We start from the raw sequence: 22,060 nt of genomic DNA on the forward strand, positions 1-22,060 counted from the left end.
CGAGCGCGCGAAAATCTTGCGCCAGCATCCTCCGCGTTGGCTGTCTTCCTGGGAGACACCGACCGAAGATGACGTATCGCGGTCGAGCATAGGCCCCCTCGGAACGAGTATTGCTCGAGGCAAATGGGCGCGCCGGGGATGTGGGTTGCGCCCCGGAAATACTTTCGTAGTTCAACAATGAATTGGGTTGTTGGCCATCCTCCTTGTCGGGATCGATTAGGGAACTCCCGCGCGCGACGGGCCAGCCCAAGCTCTTCGTTCGCGGAATCATTGTATCACCGAAGAGGATAGGGCTTTCCGGTTATTTCGGCTACTCTTGCCAAGAGGCAATCGCAAAGCCGCTCTATGTCTCGGGGCTCATGATCCGCCGTAATGCACACCCGAATCCCCGCTCTTCCCTGCGGGACCGTTGGAAAGAACGTAACCGAAGTGTAGAAGCCGGCACAAAGAAGCTCTTTCGCGATTGCGATCGCCTTGGCCTCCGATCCGAGAGCGATCATTCTGATTGGAAATGGATTTCCTTGCTCCGCGGTTGCGATACGACCGTCAAATGTCTTGATCCGTTCTGCCAATCGCATCTGCCGTTCGCTGAGCTCTGCCGACTGATGAATCTTGCATGAGCCAAGCGCCGCGCCAACCGCCGCTAGATTGGGCGGCACCGAAAACGCATATGGAATAGAGTACCGCCGAAACAGCGCCTCCTGGTCGGCCGTTCCGAGCATTACCATCCCCCCCGATGCGCCGAAGCCCTTGGCTAACGAGGCTATTATGACAGTACGGTCACCTAACAGTTGCGGAAACTGAGAGCGAGCAAATCCTTCGCCTCTGCTTCCGAAGATCGATATGCCATGAGCATCGTCTATATAGAGAAACAGCCCATATCTTTCCTGGAGATAGCGCAGTTCATTGATAGGTGCGTTCCCTCCCATGGAATACACACCATCGCATACGTAGGCGACCACAGAATGCTCGCGGCACAACCGCTCCAGTGCATCGATGTCGTTATGCGAAATCGTTTCCACCCGCGTTTCATCAGCGACTACCGGCTTGTGATATGCAAGAGATATGTGCGCGATGCGGTCAAAAACAACGACCGGTTTTCTTCCGCCGGTCAGTTGGCCAGAAGCAACGAGTGGCATCATGCCTAGATTGGCAAGCATGACTGTAGAACACGCGATTACACGTGAGCAGAATTGCTCCGATAGGGTTAGTTCAAGCTCTGCGAGAAGGTCGAAATTGAGTCGCGTTCGTGCGCATGACCAGTGCAACGAATTATGCGCCTTGATCGCGTCGATCGCGCCAGCTACGATCGCGGGATGGTTGTCCAAGCCCAGATAGGAACACCGCACGAAATCCACAATCTCGCGTCGACTTTCAAGTGGCCCCGTCCCTAAACTCACAACGCGTCCAGTCGTAGAACGTGCCGCGACGCCCATTAGACCTGCCCGGTGAGCCGCATCAAAGGATGGACGACTCTGGTTGACCATATAGCTCGTGTTCCGAAAATGTCCGACCGGTAGACCATCGTTGGAGACCGGAATCTGCTGTTGCATTTCATTCTCCGTTTCATCTGCCAAGATGGGCAGCCGACGGCTTACATGAGTGAGCCTGGACGAGATCGGCGCGCTCTCGAGAATTCTGAATAATTCTCTGCTCGACCACCCCTAAGGGGCAAACGGACCTTAACGAGTGGAATCCTGCTTGGCAGCTACCAAATCGGACAGGTTAGCGAGCGACAGATTCGACGTTGAACGTCAGCGAAAGATTGCTGTGCGCTCGCTGCGCTGAGGGGCGGTCAATTCGCCTAATCGCGAATTAAACTGGGCCTTTTCGCCCCCGACCCGTCAGAGGCCTTTCCGAGCTGCGTCATGGTACCGCGGTAGATGAACGTTTGGTGCCGGATAACGCATCGACCCCAACCACGTCGACTCGGCGAGGTCATCACCTGTGTTACACGGCTGCGACTTTTCCTTCATCTCATCTGACCATCAATTTTCGATAAAGCTACGGTGTCGCAAGGCAGGCAAGTACGGCGGCCAGTTTACCTCTGTGTTGGCAGGAGCCGTATTTTAACATCAAGCTGGCGCCTGCGTGCGCGGCAGTGGGTGAGCGTACAGTACGGCGGATCCTAAGTAGGTGCGGCGACATTGGAGTCATAGCTGATCTTCCCCCGAAAAAGTGGACGGCTTTAGGCGGGTTTTTGCTCCATTTCGCTTGGGGCGATATATCCGATAGCGGAATGGAGTCTTGTTCGGTTGTAGAGGCCCTCGATGAAGCTCTCCATCGGGGCGCTGTCGTGGCAATCGGCCTTGCGGCTCATCGATGCGGTGATGTGCGCGCCCGTGAGAGCATTGCGATAGGCGTGTGAAGCATAGTTGCACACCGCGATCGGAGTGATGGATCAATCCGCCTGCGGCCGTTGCTGCTGGATGGCCATCGCCAGTGCCGCGGATGCGAGTCCGACCTGCATATGATCGCGCGTGGCCCAGCCGACGATCTTTCGGTTGAAGAGATCCACGACGGCAGCCAGATACAGCCCCCCTCCGCGGTGGGGATGTAGGTGATATCGGCAAGCCAGACCCGGTTCGGGGCCTTCGCTGTGAAGTCACGTGCGATCAGTTCGGGGCGATGCAGGTCATGAGCGCTGTCGGTGGTGCGCACGCGGCGTGCTGCGCTATGATGGCATGGATACCACGCCGACGCATCAACCGCTCGATCCGCCCCCGGCTGGCGCCTCGCCCCGGCTGGCGCAGGGCGGCATGAACGCGAGGACTGCCGTAGCGGCCGCTGCTCTCTTGATGGAACTGCCGGACCGCAGCCAGGAGCGCGACATTGGATTTTGTCCGCTCACTCAGTGGGCGATCGTGCCAGGCATAATAGCCAGCCGGAGAGACCTCGAGCACGGCGCACATCAACCGCACCGGATAGGCATCGCGGTGGGTTTTCAATGAACCGGAAGCTCATGTCTGGATTCCGGCAAAGATCGCGATCGACTTTCTTAAATGTCGCGCTCCAGTCATTCGTTCTCCTAGCGCAGCCGGGCAATCCCCGAAGCCTGGTTTGCCGGAACTTGTCAACCCAACGCCGCAGCACCGACTCCCCCAGGCCGAGCTCCTTGGGCACAGGCCGGGTCGAGCGCCCGCTCGACAGTACCAACTCAACCGATTGCGCTTCTACTCGTCGCTAAACGACCGACGTTGACGTTCCATTCGACACCTCCGGGCTCAATGATGCTACTAAAGGTGTCCACTCATTCGGAGGAGGTTCATGGCCGCCTGATGCGACAGCAACCAAACCGGCGACTCACGTGGCTGGCGCCGAGTCGCTTACGTCCCCACAATCAACAAGACTCCTCAATTCCTCGCCGGTTAGCCAAACAAGCAAATCGTCATCCACAATATCCTCTTCCACCAGCCGCAATATCGACCCGCCAAATTCGTGGTGTGTATGACCGTATTGCGCAAGAACGCCCTTATCCACGGTCCAGCGTCCCGCAAGTCCACATAAGAAGTCGGGAGCCCACATAGCCAAAGACACGCCGCGCAAGATTGCAGCCATTATCTTGGGTAGGCCCTGCCCTCTAAAGTCTTTTCGCAACCAAAAATCCCCGTGGTAGGCTACTCTCCCGGTAATTTTCTTTGCGGTTGGCGCCGTGCAAGTGCAACAATCCTGAGGGTGTGCATGTAAAGTAGGATTAGCGTAAAAGGCTTTCAGAGATTCAAGATGCTCTGCAAAATTGCTCTGCGAGAGATCATATAGTCGAGCAGCCTCGACAAGTACCACATCGTTATTCTTGTTCACGCCTATCATCCAATATCCCTCGCCAGCCTTGATTGGCGAGCGATCCGGCCGGAAGTTTGGATAAGTCGGCCTCTTTGTTGGGAGGCGTTGTGTTATCGAGACATATTCTTTGAAATCGAACCCTATAGAAAGTTTAACGCCTTTTTTAGCTGCAGCGTCATCATATACTCGAAGGAATCGTGAGACTTGCAAGGGATCGATTATGCTTGTCATTGCTGCACTTAGTCGCTCGTGATAAGCTGCGCCTTCGCTTTACGGCGGTGTTACCGGCCTATACTACTGCATCAACACCGGACCGAGCCACTACCTACTCTGGTGACGAATGTTTGGCCGATAGAGGAAGAATATTGGCAGGCATCCACTTGAAAGCATTCTTCAGCGCAGGACGAATTAAGGGCGTGCGCCCCAACTCGAGGGAGTTGATCTGCCCAGCGTATTTCCTTCAGATGGAGTAGAGCCCGGCTCGAAGATGGACGGCCAGATGTAGCCAGGAAGGACTCGACGCGCGACCGCGGCGCGCTTGGCGGCGGGTGCTACATAAACTCGCGAGGGGCGGCCTCATAGAGCATCTGCTCGCCGAGAAGCTTCTTCTGCTCGCGTTCTCCTCTAAACCTCCTCCGAATCGATGGACACCCGTAGTAGGCTCGAAGAGCCAGGAGGTGTCGGATGGAAGGACATCAACGTCGCTCGTTTACCGACGACTACAAGCGGCAAGCGGTTGATCTCGTAGCGTCTAGCGGTCGCTCGATCGGCTCGGTTGCCAAGGAACTTGGCTTGCGTGATTCCGTGCTACGGCGGTGGGTGGAGCAGCGAGGGGCCCGGCTGGAGCCGACGGCGGCGGCGCGGCGCCCCGCAACGCAGGCGACGCTGCCGTCGGCGGACCACGCGGCGGAGATCGCTCGTCTGCAGCGCGAGAACGATCGGCTGCGTATGGAGCGCGATATTTTCAAAAAGTCCATTGCGATCTTTGCTGGAGTTCAGAAATGAGATTTCGCTTCATCGAAGATCGCCGCGCCAACTATCCAGGGACGATCATGTGCGACGTGCTTGGCGTCTCGCCTGCTGGCTATTACGCCTGGCGAGGGCGCCCTGAGAGCCAGCGGGCCATTGCCAACCGTGAGCTCGTCGACGAAATCAAGCGGGTTCATCACGACACAAACGGCCGCTACGGCAGCCCGGGCATCCATGCCGAGCTGAGGGCCCAAGGCCGTGGAGCGAGCCGTGGTCGCATCGAGCGGTTGATGCGTCGTCACGGTATTAGAGCCATCATGGCGAGGCCGCGACGGGTGCGCACCACCGACAGCCGTCACGATTTCCCGATCGCGGCGAACTTGCTCGAGCGCAACTTCGTCGCCGCCGCGCCGAACCACATCTGGCTCGCCGACATCACCTATGTCCAGACGGATCAGGGCTGGCTCTATCTGGCCACGGTCATGGACCTCTACAGCCGCAAGATCGTCAGCTGGGCGATGGCGGATCATTTGCGCGCCGAGCTGCCTCTGGCGGCGTTGCGGATGGCAATCGCGGCGCAGCGGCCAAATGCCGGCCTGATCCACCATTCCGATCGCGGCGTTCAATATGCCTCGGCGGATTATCGCAAGCTGATGCAAGCCACCGGCCTCAGGGCCTCGATGAGCCGCAAGGGCGACTGCTATGACAATTGGAGAGCTTCTTTCGCACGCTCAAGACGGAGCTCGTTCACCACCGGCACTATGAAACGCTGGCAGAAGCCACACGAGATCTCTTTGCCTATATCGAGGGCTTCTACAATCGAATTCGTCGTCACTCCGCCATCGGCTTTATCAGCCCGATCGAGATGGAGCTAAAAGCAGCTTAACCCTGTCCATTTTTTCGGTGGAAGATCACTCCTCCAACACTGAACTCCTTTACCTCGGAAGAGACTTTTGCCTTTCAAGTGTAGATCGTCGCGTCGGAGTTTCCATGCTTGCAGGCCACGTCGGCCGCCTCCGTGGCAGCCTCATGCCCCTTCAGCACCACAATAATCTGCTCTTCGGTGAGCCGTGCCGCTTCATCTGTCCGTCCGTCTTCGGAGCGGACTCTACTTCATCTAGAGGAAATTCCCAGTGGCAGGTCACCTTGTGCGAGGCTCGCGCATGGCTTGAGCAGCCTGGTAGCGTGGTAGCCTGGCTTGTTTGACGAGACCGGGCACCGATAAGGCTATTTTGGTCTACGTGGAGCCCAGGACGGCCCTGTAAGCTTCGTTCAATCTTGATCAAGACGCAGGCAAGAGCGCACGTCTCACCCGCAATTGGGAACAAGTTTTGCGATCTCTCATGCGACTGACTCACCTCCAAATCGCGAAACTGGCATACACATGGTCCCGGCTCGGGCTTTGTCGGACAAGAGATGCTTATTTATACTCCCGCTCCGCCCACCATGGAAAATAATCGGGCATGTCGGTCGATACCTTACTTTTGAAAAGCGCGGGTCGCTTCTCCAGGAACGCCGTGACGCCTTCCTTCGCATCGGAGGAACGGCCAAGACTATAGCTGGCGCGGCTGTCAATCTTATGCGCCTCCATCGGATGGTCGGCCCCCAGCATGCGCCACATCATCTGCCGAATTAGTGCGATCGATACGGGGGACGTCTTCTCGACGATCTCGCGGGCAAGCGCTCGCGCAGTTGACAACAATCGATCGGGGGGGACCACCTTACTGACCAACCGCCCCGCGAGTGCTTCGTCCGCTGGGAATACCCGCCCGCTGTAGCACCACTCCAGCGCCTGGGCGACGCCCACGATGTGCGGCAAGAACCAGCTCGAGGCTGCCTCTGGCACGATGCCACGCTGGGAGAACACGAACCCAAACCGCGCGGTTTCCGATGCAAGACGTATATCCATCGGGAGCTGCATGGTCAGGCCGATGCCGACCGCTGGCCCGTTCACCGCGGCGATTATCGGCTTCAAGCACTCGAAGATCCGCAACGTGAGCTGGCCGCCGCTGTCGCGAAGTTCAGGATTGCTGTAATCTACTGTGCCATCTGAGAGTCGTTTCATCGGGCCGTGCCACGCATCGATGTCGAATGAGTCAGCCCCTCGCGAAAGATCGGCGCCAGCGCAAAACGCTCGGCCTTGGCCGGTCACGATGATGGCGCGGACGTCATCGTCTTTGTCGGCGCGATCGAAGGCGTCGATTAATTCGCGTTTCATGGTGGCAGTGAGGGCGTTGAGCTTCTCCGGCCGGTTCAATGTGATGGTCAGGATCTGCTCAACGACGTCATATTTGATGGTCTCATAAGCCACGGCTTGTCCTTCAGTTGCAGAATGAGCGGTAGTCGTCGGGGTGTTGGCCCCCTCTAGGGCTCCCGCCAAGGACTGGCTGAAGATCTCAAGCCCTGCATTTAGTGTCTCAAGGTCGATCGTGAGCGCAGGAAGAAATTTGACGACCTGATCAACAGATCCGCATCGTTCGATGATCAAGCCTTTTTCAAACGCCTTGCGCGTTGTAGCCTCGGCAATTTCGGGCGTGCGGCAGTCAAAGCCCAATGCCATGCCCCGCCCTCGAACAGTAAAGTCATTTACATATTCGGCTGCGATAGCCTCAAGTCGGACCCGCATAAGTTCTCCCCTACATTGAACTTCCTGCGACAAGATCCCGTTTCGCCAATAAAGATCAATAGCTGCTGTTGCAGATACAAGGGCGAGGTTGTTTCCACGAAAAGTACCTGTATGTTCTCCCGGCCGCCATACATCGAGTTCCTCTTTGATCAGCAGCATTGACAACGGTAGACCGTACCCACTTAGCGATTTCGATAATACGACAATATCGGGCGACAACGCCGCGAACTCGAAGCTAAAGAAGTCGCCAGTGCGACCACACCCCATTTGGATGTCGTCGACTACAAAAAGAGCTCCAACATCCTTCGCTATCGTCTGAAGCGATTGCAGCCATTCTTTGCCGGCTACATTAATTCCTCCCTCTCCCTGGACAGTCTCAACTACAATGGCAGCAGGACGATCGATACCACTGCTCTCATCCATCAAGGCCTTCCGCAGGTAGTCAGCCGTATCAACGTCTGGCCCGAGGTAGCTATCGTAAGGCATGAACGTTACGCCAGACAACGAGACGCCGCTGGCTGTACGATAAAAGCGGCTGCTGGTTGCAGCAATCGCTCCTAAACTCATGCCGTGATATCCATTCGTGAATGAAATGATGTTCTGCCGACCCGTAACTTTGCGTGACAGCTTTAAGGCCGCCTCTATCGCATTGGCCCCCGTAGGGCCTGTGAACTGGAACCGGTATTTTAGGTTCCGCTCCCGAAGTATAACGGAGCTAAACGTCTCCAAAAAATTGCGCTTTGCAATGGTGGCCATGTCAAGCGAGTGAATTACGGCATCTGATGCAAGATATTCAGTAATCCTCGCTTTGATCCCGTCATTGTTGTGGCCGTAGTTCAGTGCTCCAGCACCGGACAGGAAATCAACGAGCTTTCGACCGTCTTGCGTAAACATAACAGAACCGCGCGCTTGGCTAAACACGCCAGGAAATGACCTTGAGTACGAACGGACGTTCGATTCAAGAGCTTCGAAAGTGTGCATATTGCGTTGCTCGTCAACTTCTTTCCCCATGATCGTCTCTTCTGAAGGTCGGTGTTTCAATGCAAGCCCATCAGCAAATAATACGATCTATCCAGCTCCGGTCTGAAACAGATCACTTTCCTATATCTGAGGAGCGCCGAGAATGAACCTACTCGTCCTGGCAGTACTCTCATTCGGAGCCCGCGCATATCCACGAGATAAGCGCGCAGTGATCCATCTCGGGAGTGGCGTTTCCGCTTCCCAAGCAGAAACGGAGATGGTTTGCCCTGAGATGCGCAGTTGATTTGAGCAGCTCATGAGCACAGAGAACTCAAGGTCTCTCGGCGTCCAATACTCACAAGCATATTCCGGGCCTAATCCAAACGGATGGGGTGGCGGGCATCCAATTTGACGGGCTAGGAGATGAGAACGTCAGGCGATCAAGCGCAGCCTCGGGGGGCCGTCCAGAATAAAAAGAAAACTAGGGTGCTCGAAGTGATCATGCGTCCCGTCTTGCGAAAACAGTTTTTGAAAAAAACAGAACGGAATGCAAGCGACTTGCTACGTTTGCATTCCTATTTCTTTTCGAGTTCCCGCTCGCAAAGTATAACGGTGCCGATGATGCCGTCCCTCTCCAACTGCACGATTTCAGCGACTGAGAGGCCGAGAAGGCCTGATAGGATCTCGACGTTATGTTGTCCTAGCGTTGGAGCCGGTGCGCGGATGGTATAGGGACCAGTGCCTTCGCGGATCGGCATTGAGGGCTGTGGATGCAGGCCAATCAGCGCACGCTCAACGTCCTGCAGAAATGTGCGCGATCTGAGATGTCGATCGTTGAGCAAGTCAATCGGCCGGCGAGCCACGCCAGCCGCGACCCTTGCCGCCTGCAAGTCCGACATAGCCTGATCGGCATCCCGGGCGAGCGTCCAGGATGCCACGGCTGTCTCTATTTGATCCTCCACGCTACGGCGCGCTTCCACAGAATTTAGTGATGGATCCGTGGCCCAATCAGGCCGATCAATAAGGACGGCAAGCCTCTGCCACATGTTTTCGTCCGTCACGCCTATCATGATCCAGCCGTCATCGCCCGCACAGCGAAAGCAACCATGCGGCACGAACTGCGGATGTCGATTTCCGTATCTTACCGGCGGCATACCGCTGACGGAATGTGCAGTGATCCATGGCGCAGCAAACGGCATCATGCATTCGATCTGCGAGAGATCAATGAACTGTCCTTTCCCCGTATGGCGAGCGTGATTTAGTGCAACCAAGACCGCAGCGCATCCGTTCAACCCGCCGACAGCATCCCCGAACGCGATGTGGCTCATCCCAGGCGGATCGCCCGCCTTTCCGATTACGGTTGGCAACCCCGAGCCCTGCTCGAGCGTCGAGCCGTAGGCCCGGCAATCGCGATGCAAGCTGTCCGTGCCAAAGGCCGACATTGACATCATGACGAGCCGAGGATTCAATCTTCTCAGCACGTCATATCCAAGCCCAAGCTTTGGCAGCACATCAACCGAATAGTTGTCGACCACAATATCGGCTCCTGCCAAAAGTCGTTTGGCGAGAGCGATGCCTCGCCGTTGCTTCAGGTCGAGCGTGATGCCGCGCTTGTTACGGTTCATCGCGCAGAAGCGTACGGCCTTTTCGTACATCCGGTCGGCTATGTAACCGGCCGGCCGATTAAGGCCGCGCCACCAGTCCGGATATTGAATTGCCTCGATTTTGATGACATCGGCACCGAGGTCGGCCAGTGTCCGCGTACACAAAGGGCCCGCCCAGCCCATCGAGAAATCGACGACCCGAATTCCCTGCAATGGAAGTTGGTCGGAATTGACGCGGCCGGACGACACCGATGCAACACCGCTCAGGTGTCTTCGGGAACTCACCAAATCCTGCTGGTCGCCAAGGGCCGGAACCCTTCCGCCTTCACGCGGCGGCGTCAATGTCAATCGTTGCATCGAGCCAGCCGTCAGTCCTTTTTCTTCTCCAATCAAGACTGGCACGATTGCGCCGCGCCTTTTCTTTTCTGCGTCCTGAAGAAGATCAGATATTTCGGGTACTGGAACAATCGGAATCTTGCGCTTCAGTCCTTCGACGAACCACTCTTGCGCCGTTCGAGCCTTGAGCCTCGGGATGAACTGCTGTTCGATCTGCTCCATTTGTTGCAGCCGATCCTCGTTGAGGACCAGAGCAGGATCATCGCGCAATTCAGGCAAACTGAGCATGTCGCAGAACGCCCGCCATTGTGCCGGCGTGACTGTCGTAACACCGATCCAACCTTTTTTTGTTTCGTAAATTCCGGTTGGAAAGCTCGGCCAGAAACGGTTAACGCCAATCCGGCGCATCACGTCGCCACACTCAAACGCCTCAAAGATAAGATACTCGGTGAGAGAAAGGGTCGCCTCGAAAATGCTGAGCGACCACGACCGCCCTGTGCCGCCTTGCGCCCGTGAAAGCTCGGAAGAAGCAGTGGCGATAAAGCCCCACAGCCCGGCCAGAATTCCCGTTTGGAAATCCGGCGCGTGCAACGGGGGCCCCTCGACAGGTCCGGTTAGCTTGATGAGGCCGGCGAGCGCGCGAACCGTCGAATCCGTTGCGGCCAGACCCGCATAGAGACCCTGGTGGCCGAACCAGCTCGCTTCAAGGTAAATCAACCCCGGCCGTTGCGACCGAATCGTGGCTATATCGATAGGCGGGCAATCCGCGGGATCAACATCGCGCCCATCGACCAGAATATCGCAATCCTCGATCAGAGCCGCCAACCGTGTGGTCGCGTCCGGGTCCGTGGCATCGATGATAAGGCTTGATTTGTTAAAGTTCAGAAATGCAAACCACACACTGTGACCACCGGGAGTGAGTGGGCGGCTATGACGAAGTGGATCTCCTGTTGGCGGCTCAACCTTCTGCACGTTGGCGCCGAAATCAGCAAACAGTCGCGCGCAGTAGCTGGTCGCGGCTGAACTACCGACCTCGATGACACGCAAATGCGATAACACTCCCATTGAGCGCTCCATTTTCTTTGCCGGTTCGCGGAATATCCTCTGCGACGAGATGCCTTCCCGCGAGATCGAGAAAGCTGTCGTGTGGCTAGCATCTCACGGATAGCCGGGTGCTCGCGATTGATGCGATGTAGGGCCACTCCGAGTGAGCGCGAGGGCCTCAATCTGAACGCCTCGTGTCCGCGAGACTTGCTGTTCACTCGCTGCTCCCAGCTCACACCCAGCATCGTCGTGCTTACCATCGGAGCAGTAGCCAGAGAGGCCAAGTACTGCAGGCGTGATGTAAGCAGGTTAACATACTGCCCCAAAAACAGCCCGCGGAGGCCTGCGGTTGCATCACATTTCTCTTCGATCTAGCAAGATTCACCCGTTCGGGCGAATTGGTATCTACCGCACAGCTTAGCTACATCGGACCGAATGGAACGTTCTGTACAGAGCCTGCTAGCGGCTGCCTTGGTTCAAAGCTACTAAACCACTAGTTATTGCACCTGGATAGCCACCAAATCAGATAGCGCGAGCGGGATGCACTGCCAATTCAGCTTAGCCGCTCCGACAGACGAGATCGAGTGGGCAAGCGTGTATGGAGCCGACCCCGGCTTGGTCGGCACGGATTGCCTCTATGTGACAGGCCATGGGGTCAAGGGCGCGATAATGTCGTGTGCCATGCATTCGGGTCGTGACGCTACTTCTCTCCTCCGACCTCTATCTGTCCCTTATTCGCACGGCAACCAGCGCAATACCGGGAACGCAGGCCAATTCACGTGGCGTCCACGGATGATACGCAGGAAGCGATGCATTAGACTTACCGATCCTGTCGCAGCAGTTCGCGCGTCGTTTTGAGGTTTCCTTCTATCTAATTTAGTTCGATTCTCCACGCTCGCATAACGCTGTCGCGCAATGCGCGAACGCGAATATCAAGGTTAGATTGGAGGCGCTTGCGCGACGCGGTGTTTCAGCACCGCTCGCGCACTGAGCCCTCCTGGGGAACGGATGCCACCAAGGTCCTATCACGCTTGAAGATGAGACCCCCAAGCCGCGTGCGCTGACGGCTCTCCGCTTTAGACGTGAGCTTCGAATCACACATGAATTTTCAGCGCGAGCTTCTCACGCACCTCATCCGGACTCATCACCCGTACCCCGATCCTGTCGAGAATCTCGACCGCACGCTGCACAAGCTCAGCGTTGGTAGCCAGCCGTCCGCGTGAGAGGTATAAATTGTCCTCCAATCCAACTCGCACGTTCGCGCCTACTAGGGGCGCCAACGCTACGTAGGGAAGCTGCATCCGTCCAATTGAAAAGGCCGAGTAAATGGCGCGCGGTGGAAGTTGGTGAACTAGCGCCATCAACGTCGTGGGGTCGTCCGGCGCCCCGTAAGCAATGCCCATGCATAGCTGGATCAGCATTGGAGCTTCAATCAGTCCCTCCTCGACCAGATGGTGCACCATCATCAATTGACCGGTATCGAACACCTCAAGCTCGGGGCGTACGCCCAGCTCCTGCACGCGCGCAGCCATTGCATGCAAGGTAGCTGAGGTGTTGACCAGAATGTACTCGCTGCGGGCGCCCAAGTTCATCGTACCGCAATCCAGTGTGCAAATTTCAGGCCGCAGCTCTTCCACGTGCACCAGTCGATCGAGCGCGCCCGCCATGTCGGTCCTCACGGGGTCCGGCGGCAACGGAGAGGCCCGACCACCCAACACGAGGTCGGCGCCCATCCCCGCGGTCAGATTGATCACCGGATTTACATCTGACCTCCGAATGCGCTCCACCACTGCGCGATACAGTACGCGATCTCGCGAGCCACGCCGGGTTTTAAGATCACGGACGTGGATGTGTACCACCGCCGCTCCCGCCCGCGCCGCCTCGATTGCGGAATTCGCGATCTGCTCCGGAGTTACCGGCACGTGTGGGCTTCGCTCTACATTCGATCCACTCCCCGTGATCGCACAAGTGATGAAAACCTCGAAAATCATTTGCATATTCTCCTGTTGCTGTTCGCTCTATCCTAGCCGAGCTAAGCCAAACCGCTGACGCGCCGGCCTTAGAGTCCCAGCGCAATATCCTCAGTGGATCCGGTAGCGCCACTCGAGAGGTCTCCATGCCGGCTGTAAACGTTTTGGCTACCTCGGTGTTGCAGCAATCGGCGTGCCACTCGCGATCGCGCCGAGGGCGCGACGCTCCGACTTTGGAAATATTCGTGGGCTTCAATGCCGGAGGGGGAAAGTTGTGCGTTTAGAACCACCGCACAACGAGCTGCCGGGTCGCCACGAGGGCCACCCAGTTCCTGGCTGGCCAGCGGCCCACTATGAAGACGTCAGTTGTGCGCTATACCGCAGTCGATTGGGCGCGCCCAAGCCAGGCGGCTGGGGTTAAGCTTGTGTCGAATGAAGCGACCTTGGAATGATGTAGGATTGTGCAGAGCCCCTCGTCGACCTATCTCGCCAAGCGTGGTAGACTATTCTCCGAGTCTACTCCGCCGATGGGAACCGCGGGACAGTTCGTGTACGCAAGTAAGCACCACCGCATTTTGCTGCAGCCCGCGCTGATGACGTATTCAACGAGGGATCGAATGTTGTGGCACGGCCCAATTGACAGTCGTCTCGATAGTCGATCTTGTGTAGTACTCCGATCGGATTCATTTGGTGACCGGATCATAGCGCGATTGCCGCTTTGCTGAAGATGGCGAAAGCACAGAAGGCGCTGGACGGGTCGGATCAGGCGTCTTGGCGATACTCCGACAGGCGATACCTGATAACGAAGGAGAAGGTCAAAGTCGCTCACCGCCAGCGCTTTTCCTGAGTGTCGTAAGCGCCAGCAAGCGGATCGCTCACCGCCATCAGTTCGCGTTTGAGCACTTTGTTGCTTGTCGCGGTTCTAGGAAGCGCCGCAGCGAAAGCAATGTAACGAGGTACCTTGAACGCGGCAAGGTGTGCACGAGCATGCTCAAGGATGCGCTGCACGGTCGGAAAATCTGGCACTCCCCCTTCAATCAGTTCGACATAGATCTTTACTTCCTCGCCGCGCTTCATATCTGGAACCGGCACGGCGGCCACATCCGCGATCCCGGGAACGCCGCGCATGACTGCTTCCACCTCGCTTGCAGCAATGTTCTCGCTAGATCGGCGAATCATGTCTTTGGTTCGCCCAACCAACCAATAGAATCCGAGATTGTCTCGGTGCATCAGATCACCGGTCTTGAACCATTCGCCTTCAAACAAGGCGGCATTTACTTCCGGCTTATTCCAATAACCTTGAAAGATCCCGCGGCCCCTTACCCACAGCTCACCGACAGCGCCAACAGGAGCGGGGTTCCCATCTTCGTTCATAAGCTGCAGCTCTCGAAAAGGCGCGCGAATCCCTACTGAGCCCGATTCGGCCAGCTCGTCGAGCTCATTCGTCATTCGTGTTCCAAAACCGATCTCAGTCATGCCATAAGCGTCCTGGGTGCGCACGTGAAAACGCTTCCGGAATTGGCGCACCGTATCGGGACTCCAGCCCCAATTTAGGGTCTGTTTCAAACATGTCGCGCCGTCTTGTTCCGCGGCCTCGGCCTGACGCGCTACCAACTGGGGAAACTGGCACCATTCAATGCGATGCTGCTTTACCCAATCGATGAAGCGGGTCGAGCTAAGTTGCGGGGCAAGATAGAGCGTGCCGCCCTGTCGATATGACTTAAGAAGATGCCCAGGCGGATCGACATAGAAAAACGGCTGCGCAGAGAGGTATCTCCGGTACGGCTGCTCCCAACAAACTCCCTGATATGAGCTCACGCCCCAGTAGTCGTGCGTCAACATGCAGCCCTTTGGAAACCCCGTTGTCCCTGAGGTATATTGAATGTTCAACAAATCGGTGGGCCGGATATCCTCCTTCACAAGAGTATCGTCGACGCCCTTCAGCAATTCGTCGAGGCCAGTCGCCTTCCGGTCTGAACGCTGCCCGACGACAATTACTCGGTCCGTAGCGAGATCCTGAGGCCAAGGGTCCATCTCCGAGAACACTGACCATGCGGACTCATCGACAACGGCGAACTTGGCCTGCGTATCTTTGAGAATGTACTCGATTTCTCTGTGGGTGTACCGCATGTTGACCGGCACCATGACCGAGCCGAGCTTCGCAATCGCGAACCAAACGATTGGAAATTCGATACGGTTGGGCAGCATGACCGCAATCCGGTCGCCCTTGCGTACGCCGAATGCACGTAGCGCATGTGCATATTTGTTGGAGCAACGGTCCATCTCAAAATAGGTTGCACGCTCCCCGCGATCGAACACGTCAATTGCGACCGTTGAACCGTGCGTTTCTGCGCGCTTTGACACTAGCTGCCCAATCGTGATGGTCTCATATGCGGACTCCAGCGCCTCGATCTCGCGCAGTGCATTTGCTACACGCTCGTGGAGCGAAGTTTGTATGACGTTTGTATAGGTCATCATTGGACTCCTTGGGACCAGAGAAGGCTACTTCGCCGATGGTGCGAGCTTCCATTTGACGGTGCGACGATGTCTCTGATCATCGGAGCACCGTGTCGGCGCCCGAAGTTCATAGACCTGTCCGGGCGGCTCAGCACGCGCGCGGAGGGCCGCTGTTGATCACGCATGCCGTGATCACCGCGCCTCAAACATGGCAGCGCGGCGCTTCCCACCAGCGTGTATCCTGCGGGCCGAGATGGCGGAACGTTGCAGTGCACACCTTGCAACTCAGTCGGACCGATCAAGACGTCCCGCCCGGACCTTGCGCGGTTCGCGGAATTCCTCGCGTGCATGAACCAGGCATGCGATGTGCAATGGAAGAGTTACGACCGCCATTTTTTTGCCTTATCCAATAGGACCGAGCTGCTACACAGCCCATCCGACGAGTTGTTAGTTAGCTGGTGGTGCATCACTAGGATACTACCAACTCTGGTCAGCCAGTTTGGGTATTTGCATTGAGGTTGTCAGACCCAGCCTTTTGACCGGATAATGCGGGTGTCGCGCGCATGATCCGGCGTTCCTAGCGACTCTCGTCGACCAAACCATTCGTGAGCGCGAGCTACTTGCAATAGGGTGATCCTGCTTTCGAGGGCGCGTTATAGCCAAGTTCGACTCGAGCCGCACACAGGCTTGGAGGAACAGGACCGGCTATCAAATGTATTTGGGAACTCTCACAGAATTAGGTGCAAGCCGGAATCGATGCGAACACATTCGCCGGTCATGTGGCCCGATGCCGGACTTGCGAGGAAACAGACGAGCTCCGCGATGTCATCAGCGCTCGAGAGCAACTTGAGCGGCACACGCGCCACCACAGTCTCGCGCAAATGCTGGGCTTTCGCCTCACCAAGCAACTTGGCGAACCAGGTCGTATCAATATAGCCGGGGCAAACCGTATTGACGCGAATTGATGGCGCGAGCGTACGCGCGAGCGACAGCGTCATGGAATTCAGCGCGCCCTTGCTCGCTGAGTACGCGACAGATGAGCCATCGCCGCTGATACCGGCCACCGAGGAGACGTTCACGACCGAGGCCGGCCGGCCGCTTAGGTTGGCTCCAATATCGAGTAGCGAGCGTGCCGCGCGGATCATTAAGTAAGTCCCGATGGTGTTCACGGAGTAGATGCGTTGAAAGTCCTCCGCGGAGAGCCCGTCGAGGTCGTCGCGCGATACATATTTTGTGATCCCAGCATTGTTTACGAGCACGTCGAGCCGTCCCCAACGCGAGGCCGAAGCAACGATCTTCCTGCAATCGTTATCACGCGAGACATCGCCCTGCACCAGAACGACCTCAGCAGCGCCCGCCTCCCGGCAGGCTTCACTCGTAGCCTCAGCTTCCTTCTGGCTGGTAGAATAGTTGATCACGATGCGGGCCCGCTTTTTGGCTAAGAGACGCGCGCACGCGGCACCGAGCCCCGAGGCCGCCCCTGTCACAATCGCGCAGATTTTATCCTCTTCCATCGTTCCCTCTTCCAAGCATCAAACGGCACGTTACTGGCGGCAACATCGCGCCCCAGAACGCGCGCAAACTCGTGATACCTAGCTGCGCATCACCAGGCCCTGATCCCTTTCGTCTAACGCGTGGTCCCTGGCCACAGCAGCTCCCATCTTCCACCGAGCTTTGAAAGTCATGAGGTCATCGCAAGCCCCGGACATGTTGGCGATGCTTTCATCGACCCAAAGTCACTATGCAGCTCCTTGACGCGCGCGAGCCACTCATGGCTCTCATCATATTTCCGATTGCATTTGTGCAGTGGAGTTTGCGCCTCTTGTCACCAGTTCATGTCCGAGTGCCGAAGCGGCGCTTCTTGCCCGATATCACGCCTGACCCAACGGCCGTGATTGGTCGGGGCACACGTTTGGACGCATCCAATGCCGCTCCTGGGCACACCGCCCCGATCGCGGTTGCGGGCTATTCCGGGATCCCTCGCAACATTCTTTGTTGGTATGTCCGTCCTCCACCGGTAAAAAGATCATTCAGCTTCTTCTCTCGGTCCTGAATTTCCGAGCGCATCTCCTTCAGCGCACAGTTTGAACTGGCGCCATTCGCATCGTGATCTCGTTGGCAGGCGGCTGCGAACGCGTTGGGTGCGCGAGTAATCGACCCAGCAACTTGCGTGCCAAACGCAGCATCTACCGCGCGGCCTGTCCGATCAGAGGAATACGGGTAACGCCGCGATTTTTCGCGCCCACCTATGCGTCCGATATCCGACACACAACTAACCAGACGAGGACCGGCAAGAGAATATGAAGCTCGATGTTGCCGCCCGTCGTTTCGACTGCCGAGCTTTCCCGACCCCGCGCCAGGCTCAGCAGACGGGACGGCGGTACTCGGCTGGATACCCCCTCATCGGCGTCAGTCTCTCGCGATCGCCTGGCCGCACACCTTCAGCGGATTCCGTTGACATCTGCGGGACGAGATCTCCCCTGACCGCGCGTTGCGCCACAAAATATTCTCGGTCCGTGTCTTCAGTCCTACATCAGACGGAGCCGCTCGGGCGTGCTGCGCCTGAGATGGGGTGATGTATCGACGGGTTGGCGAAAGCTGTCAGAACCTCTCAACGTGAGTAATACGCCATGAACAAATCAGAACCGCTCGCTGGCCCGAGGAGATCGAGGGCCACCGTCATTGGAGCGGTCGTTGTCGTGAGATGGCCCGTCACGTCCGGATAGCTTCGATCAGCAAAAGCCTGTGTCGTTGAGCATAAGGCCGAATCCGTGATACGAATTTAGCAGGCCCTCGGGATGCCGATCCAAGATACGGCCCGGCCTAGAGCTGATATGCGCCGCCGCCTGAGGGCCTAGAATTGCGATCTACGTCTCCTGGCGAGCACTTCGTTTGAGAGAAAATCAGATCATACTTCCTTTTCGGAGGGCGGCCTTGGGTGTGATGGGTCGTTTGGTGTCGCCGCCCGGGAGCGAATGGCGCCTCTGATCATAGGCCGACTTGACCATCGATTGCGCGGAACAAACGGATGTTTGTGGCGGCGTGCTTTGGATGGTGCGGACGGGTACTCCCTGGCGTGACTTTCCGGAAACGGTCGCAGACTTGAGAGAGCGTATTCCAGCCCTTCGATCGACGGAGCATCACGCATGGTTGCGTGGCGGATCTTCGGGGCGATGTCCGATGAAGACTTGGAATATCTGACCGTCGATCCCATCATCCTTCGGCCGCATTAACACCGAGCGCCAATCTGGCCTACAACGCCGATCCTTTGCGCCAATACATCGCGGCCAAACGTTGCTTGCTGCCAGCTCCAACGCTCCAACCCCGTCACGCGGCCTCAAATTCCCGCTCGACAGGCTTCTCTACGCCCGTCCGCATCGGGTGGAGTGCTGCTTCAGCAAGGTCGTTAGTTGGCCGCGTCGCGACCCGCTTCGCCGCCCGCAATTAGCAAGCCGTCGTTACTTTCGCTGGCAGAATGCGGTGAGTGTCTACGCCTCCTGATGTTCATGCTGCGGTGGGAAGCATTACCGCCGCTACGACGATCCCGCGGTTTGAACAGCGCTCGCTTCCGTTCCGTCAAGACCCGATCCTCCAGAAAGGGAGACGATGCGGATGCTTACCATTCTGAATTCTGAATTGGCGGGATGACTCCTTTGATCCGACTGCGCGTCAGTTCCTTGCGCAAGCTTTGCAAATGGTCGGTCCAGTTTCTAAATAAGCATCGCCAAGCGGCTATGCTTCACCGCGTCGCCAGCCAGGTCTTAAGCCTACGCTTTTAAAAGTCTATCCTTGCACTCTCAGAAAGAGCCGCTCTGTGCGACACCGCAAGTGGCGAATTAAAGGAGTTCAGGCATCTAACCGATCGGTTCGAGAGTCTTGGTGAGACAGGTAAGTGAAGCCTCCATGCCTGCGCAATGGGTGATCGTCACCAAAGCCCGAGCGCCAGCGCGAGAATTGGGGATGCGTATTGCAAGCCGGTCAACTACCAGGGTTTGCTACTTGATCATGGTTGAACATCCGGCACAATCTGTTCCCGTTAAAGGTTTAGCTCATCGCCCGTGGTTCTGCTTCTGCGGTCCGTTAAGCCTCAACTCACCGACAATTGCAGAAGCGACGGTGGACGCAACCTCGAGTTCAAAAGCTCGACGGTAACATTTGAAGATATTAGCAGAGAACGGCAGGCCAACTTCGGAGAAGTATAACGTGAATGCACTTTCCGCCAAAAGTAGGCTCCCTAATGCTATTGCATCCCGGCTCCGCCTACCCCTCATCGTCGCGCCTATGTTCAATGTGTCTGGAGTAGATCTTGTGACCGCTGCCTGCCGGTCGGGGGCTATTGGCGCGTTTCCGACGGCCAACGCCCGATCGGTTGAGGAGCTCGACCGCTGGCTAATCCGCATTGAGCATGAGCTCGTTAACGTCGAGCAATCCACCGCCCCGTATTGCCCGAATCTCATCGTCCGGCAGCAACGGTTCAAGGATGATCTTGCCTGTCTCCTGTGCCATAAGGTGGAGATTGTGATCACCAGCGTTGGATCGCCGCGCGCGGCGATCCAACCACTGCACGACATCGGTTGCCTTGTGTTCGCTGATATCGCCTCGCTGCGCCATGCGGAAAAAGCCATCGAAGCCGGTGCGGACGGGTTGATTCTGCTTACCGCTGGAGCTGGAGGTCATACCGGGTGGGCCAATCCGTTTGCTTTCGTGCGCGCGGTTCGCGCCATGTTTGATGGTCCAATCGTACTTGCTGGCGGTATCTCGGACGGCGTTTCGCTCGCGGCGGCTCGTCTGCTCGGATGCGACCTCGCCTATATGGGTACCAGCTTTATTGCCACACGGGAGAGCATGGCGAGCGACGCCTATCGGCAAATGTTGATCGACAGCACCCTTGACGACGTAATGCTGACCAGGGCCTTCTCGGAACTTGATGCTAACATGCTGCGGCCTTCGATTGTAGCAGCCGGTCTCGACCCGTCGAAACTGGATGAGTCGGTGACGGGGACGAGTGCGAAGCCCAAATACGAGGTTAACAATTCAAGCCAAGCAAAGAGACGCTGGACCGAAGTCTGGAGTGCTGGTCATTCCGTTTCAGGTGTGCACTCGATTACGAATGCCGCCGATCTAGTGAATTTGGTCGCCCAACAATATGAAGCGGCCCGATGATCGGAGCCTACTAGGGCTCACATGAATCCCAATCCGCGGAGGCCCGTTCCGCGAACCGGAATGAATGTTTTTTTGATGGTCAGGAAAGTTGTCCGCTAAGAACACTCTTGAAGCTCGGTTGCTGTGGCGAGCCGAGCATTGGGCGATCAGGATAATGGGCGGCAGAAGCCTTAACTTGGAAGTGTGGCTCAGCGTTAAGCATAACGTTGGCTTGCCACAGTGTTTTCCTCCGAACGAAAGGAGGCGATCCTCTGATGTTAGTGACGCAGGTTAGACGAACTCGATCATCATGATGCTTCCACAATTTTCGAAGCGTATACAAGATTATCCTTCATTCCGACTGTGGATCGACACAGTCGTCCTCACGGAGCTCGAAAAGCCAGTCGAGCATTCTTGCTCTATACAGTTTGACGCATTTAAAAGTGGCCCGTCTGGTGTGACACAGCCAAGGCCCAACCATTGCAGCCAACCTAGCACAACTGGCGACATTCGTCGTGTACGTGCGTGCAGTAAGCACGCCTCCCGTATTCGTGGCGACCCAGCGGCTAATTGGTAAGCCCCTTGGCCTCATTGGCGCGCTTGTTGGAACATCGATCGTCGATCCGATTTGACCTTGCCCCCACATGTGGAACGGCCCGCGTGGCAAGAGCTTTTTCAGTTGATTTCACACATTGGGGCGGTGCGGTCATATGTCCGGCCTTTGCGCGCGGCACAATATGGCCGCTGGCCTCGATGAGATCCGCGGAACGAGGAGCTAAATCAAGTTTACGCGTTTGAGCGCATTGGGGGCAGTAGCTTCACTCGTTTCGGGATGTCGTCCCATGGGTTCATCGGCTGTTGTTGCACCTTGCCTCTGCCGGCCTGCGCCGGTCAGATCGCTTTGGCGGTCACTGCGTCCATCAGACGGCGGCCGCGGCAGTCAGCGGGTCGGGACGTCGGTACGTCCCGCCCTTGTTCAGAAGCGCCCAGATGATCCGCGCCGTCTTGTTGGCCTGCGCGACCGCGGCAACCTTGAAGGGCCGTGTGGCGAGAAGCGCCTTCAGCCACGGCCGCGCCCGAGCGTCGTTTCGGACAACCCGCAAGACGGCCGTCGCCCCGACAACGAGCAGAGAGCGGAGTTCCGGATTTCCCATCTTCGATATTCGTCC

8 protein-coding genes and 5 pseudogenes are annotated in these 22,060 nt (G+C 57.1%); 3 read left to right on the plus strand and 10 right to left on the minus strand.

Annotation, left to right across the window (positions count from 1 at the left end; translation table 11 throughout):
- Positions 1–275: 275 nt before the first annotated feature.
- The 3 genes and pseudogenes from HZZ13_RS23605 to HZZ13_RS23615 form a co-directional block, all read right to left on the minus strand.
- Positions 276–1,553 carry an aminotransferase class I/II-fold pyridoxal phosphate-dependent enzyme gene (locus HZZ13_RS23605; RefSeq protein ID WP_197961916.1) on the minus strand — a complete coding sequence of 426 codons (1,278 nt, stop codon included), beginning with the start codon at positions 1,551–1,553 and terminating at the stop codon, positions 276–278.
- 635 nt (positions 1,554–2,188) lie between these two features.
- A pseudogene (locus tag HZZ13_RS37670) lies at positions 2,189–3,209 on the minus strand (IS3 family transposase).
- A 94-nt stretch (positions 3,210–3,303) separates the two neighbouring features.
- Positions 3,304–3,801, minus strand: coding sequence for a hypothetical protein (locus HZZ13_RS23615; RefSeq protein WP_197961904.1), 498 nt, complete (start codon positions 3,799–3,801; stop codon positions 3,304–3,306).
- Between the two features lie 666 nt (positions 3,802–4,467).
- Here HZZ13_RS23615 and HZZ13_RS23620 point away from each other — a divergent pair.
- Positions 4,468–5,638 (plus strand): annotated as a pseudogene (locus HZZ13_RS23620) (IS3 family transposase).
- A 534-nt stretch (positions 5,639–6,172) separates the two neighbouring features.
- Here the strand turns inward: HZZ13_RS23620 and HZZ13_RS23625 are convergent.
- The 6 genes and pseudogenes from HZZ13_RS23625 to HZZ13_RS23650 form a co-directional block, all read right to left on the minus strand.
- Entirely contained in the window at positions 6,173–7,063 is an 891-nt protein-coding gene (locus HZZ13_RS23625) for a crotonase/enoyl-CoA hydratase family protein (RefSeq protein WP_197961917.1), read from the minus strand.
- Between the two features lie 60 nt (positions 7,064–7,123).
- Positions 7,124–8,389 (minus strand): annotated as a pseudogene (ectB, locus tag HZZ13_RS23630) (diaminobutyrate--2-oxoglutarate transaminase); the annotation flags it as partial.
- A gap of 524 nt (positions 8,390–8,913) precedes the next feature.
- Entirely contained in the window at positions 8,914–11,343 is a 2,430-nt protein-coding gene (locus tag HZZ13_RS23635; RefSeq protein ID WP_197961905.1) for a CaiB/BaiF CoA transferase family protein, read from the minus strand.
- Between the two features lie 1,073 nt (positions 11,344–12,416).
- A complete protein-coding gene (locus HZZ13_RS23640) occupies positions 12,417–13,313 on the minus strand; it encodes a beta-keto acid cleavage family enzyme (RefSeq protein WP_197961906.1) in 897 nt (298 codons plus the stop codon).
- Between the two features lie 804 nt (positions 13,314–14,117).
- Positions 14,118–15,767: a class I adenylate-forming enzyme family protein gene (locus tag HZZ13_RS23645; protein WP_197961907.1), complete on the minus strand. Its 1,650-nt coding sequence runs from the start codon at positions 15,765–15,767 to the stop codon at positions 14,118–14,120.
- Positions 15,768–16,477: 710 nt separating this feature from the next.
- Positions 16,478–17,263, minus strand: a complete 786-nt coding sequence (locus tag HZZ13_RS23650; RefSeq protein WP_197961908.1) for an SDR family NAD(P)-dependent oxidoreductase — start codon at positions 17,261–17,263, stop codon at positions 16,478–16,480.
- A 1,461-nt stretch (positions 17,264–18,724) separates the two neighbouring features.
- Between HZZ13_RS23650 and HZZ13_RS23655 the strand changes: the two are divergent.
- Together HZZ13_RS23655 and HZZ13_RS23660 are read left to right on the plus strand one after the other, a co-directional pair.
- Positions 18,725–19,197: pseudogene (locus HZZ13_RS23655) on the plus strand (transposase).
- An 833-nt stretch (positions 19,198–20,030) separates the two neighbouring features.
- The gene (locus HZZ13_RS23660) at positions 20,031–20,912 is read left to right on the plus strand and encodes an NAD(P)H-dependent flavin oxidoreductase (RefSeq protein ID WP_197961918.1); all 882 of its coding nucleotides are present in this window, start codon (positions 20,031–20,033) and stop codon (positions 20,910–20,912) included.
- 899 nt (positions 20,913–21,811) lie between these two features.
- On the opposite strand, the pseudogene HZZ13_RS23665 reads toward HZZ13_RS23660, so the two are convergent.
- A pseudogene (locus HZZ13_RS23665) lies at positions 21,812–22,060 on the minus strand (IS110 family transposase); the annotation flags it as partial.

The sequence above is a fragment of the Bradyrhizobium agreste genome, assembly GCF_016031625.1.
In the GTDB taxonomy this organism is placed as follows: domain Bacteria; phylum Pseudomonadota; class Alphaproteobacteria; order Rhizobiales; family Xanthobacteraceae; genus Bradyrhizobium; species Bradyrhizobium agreste.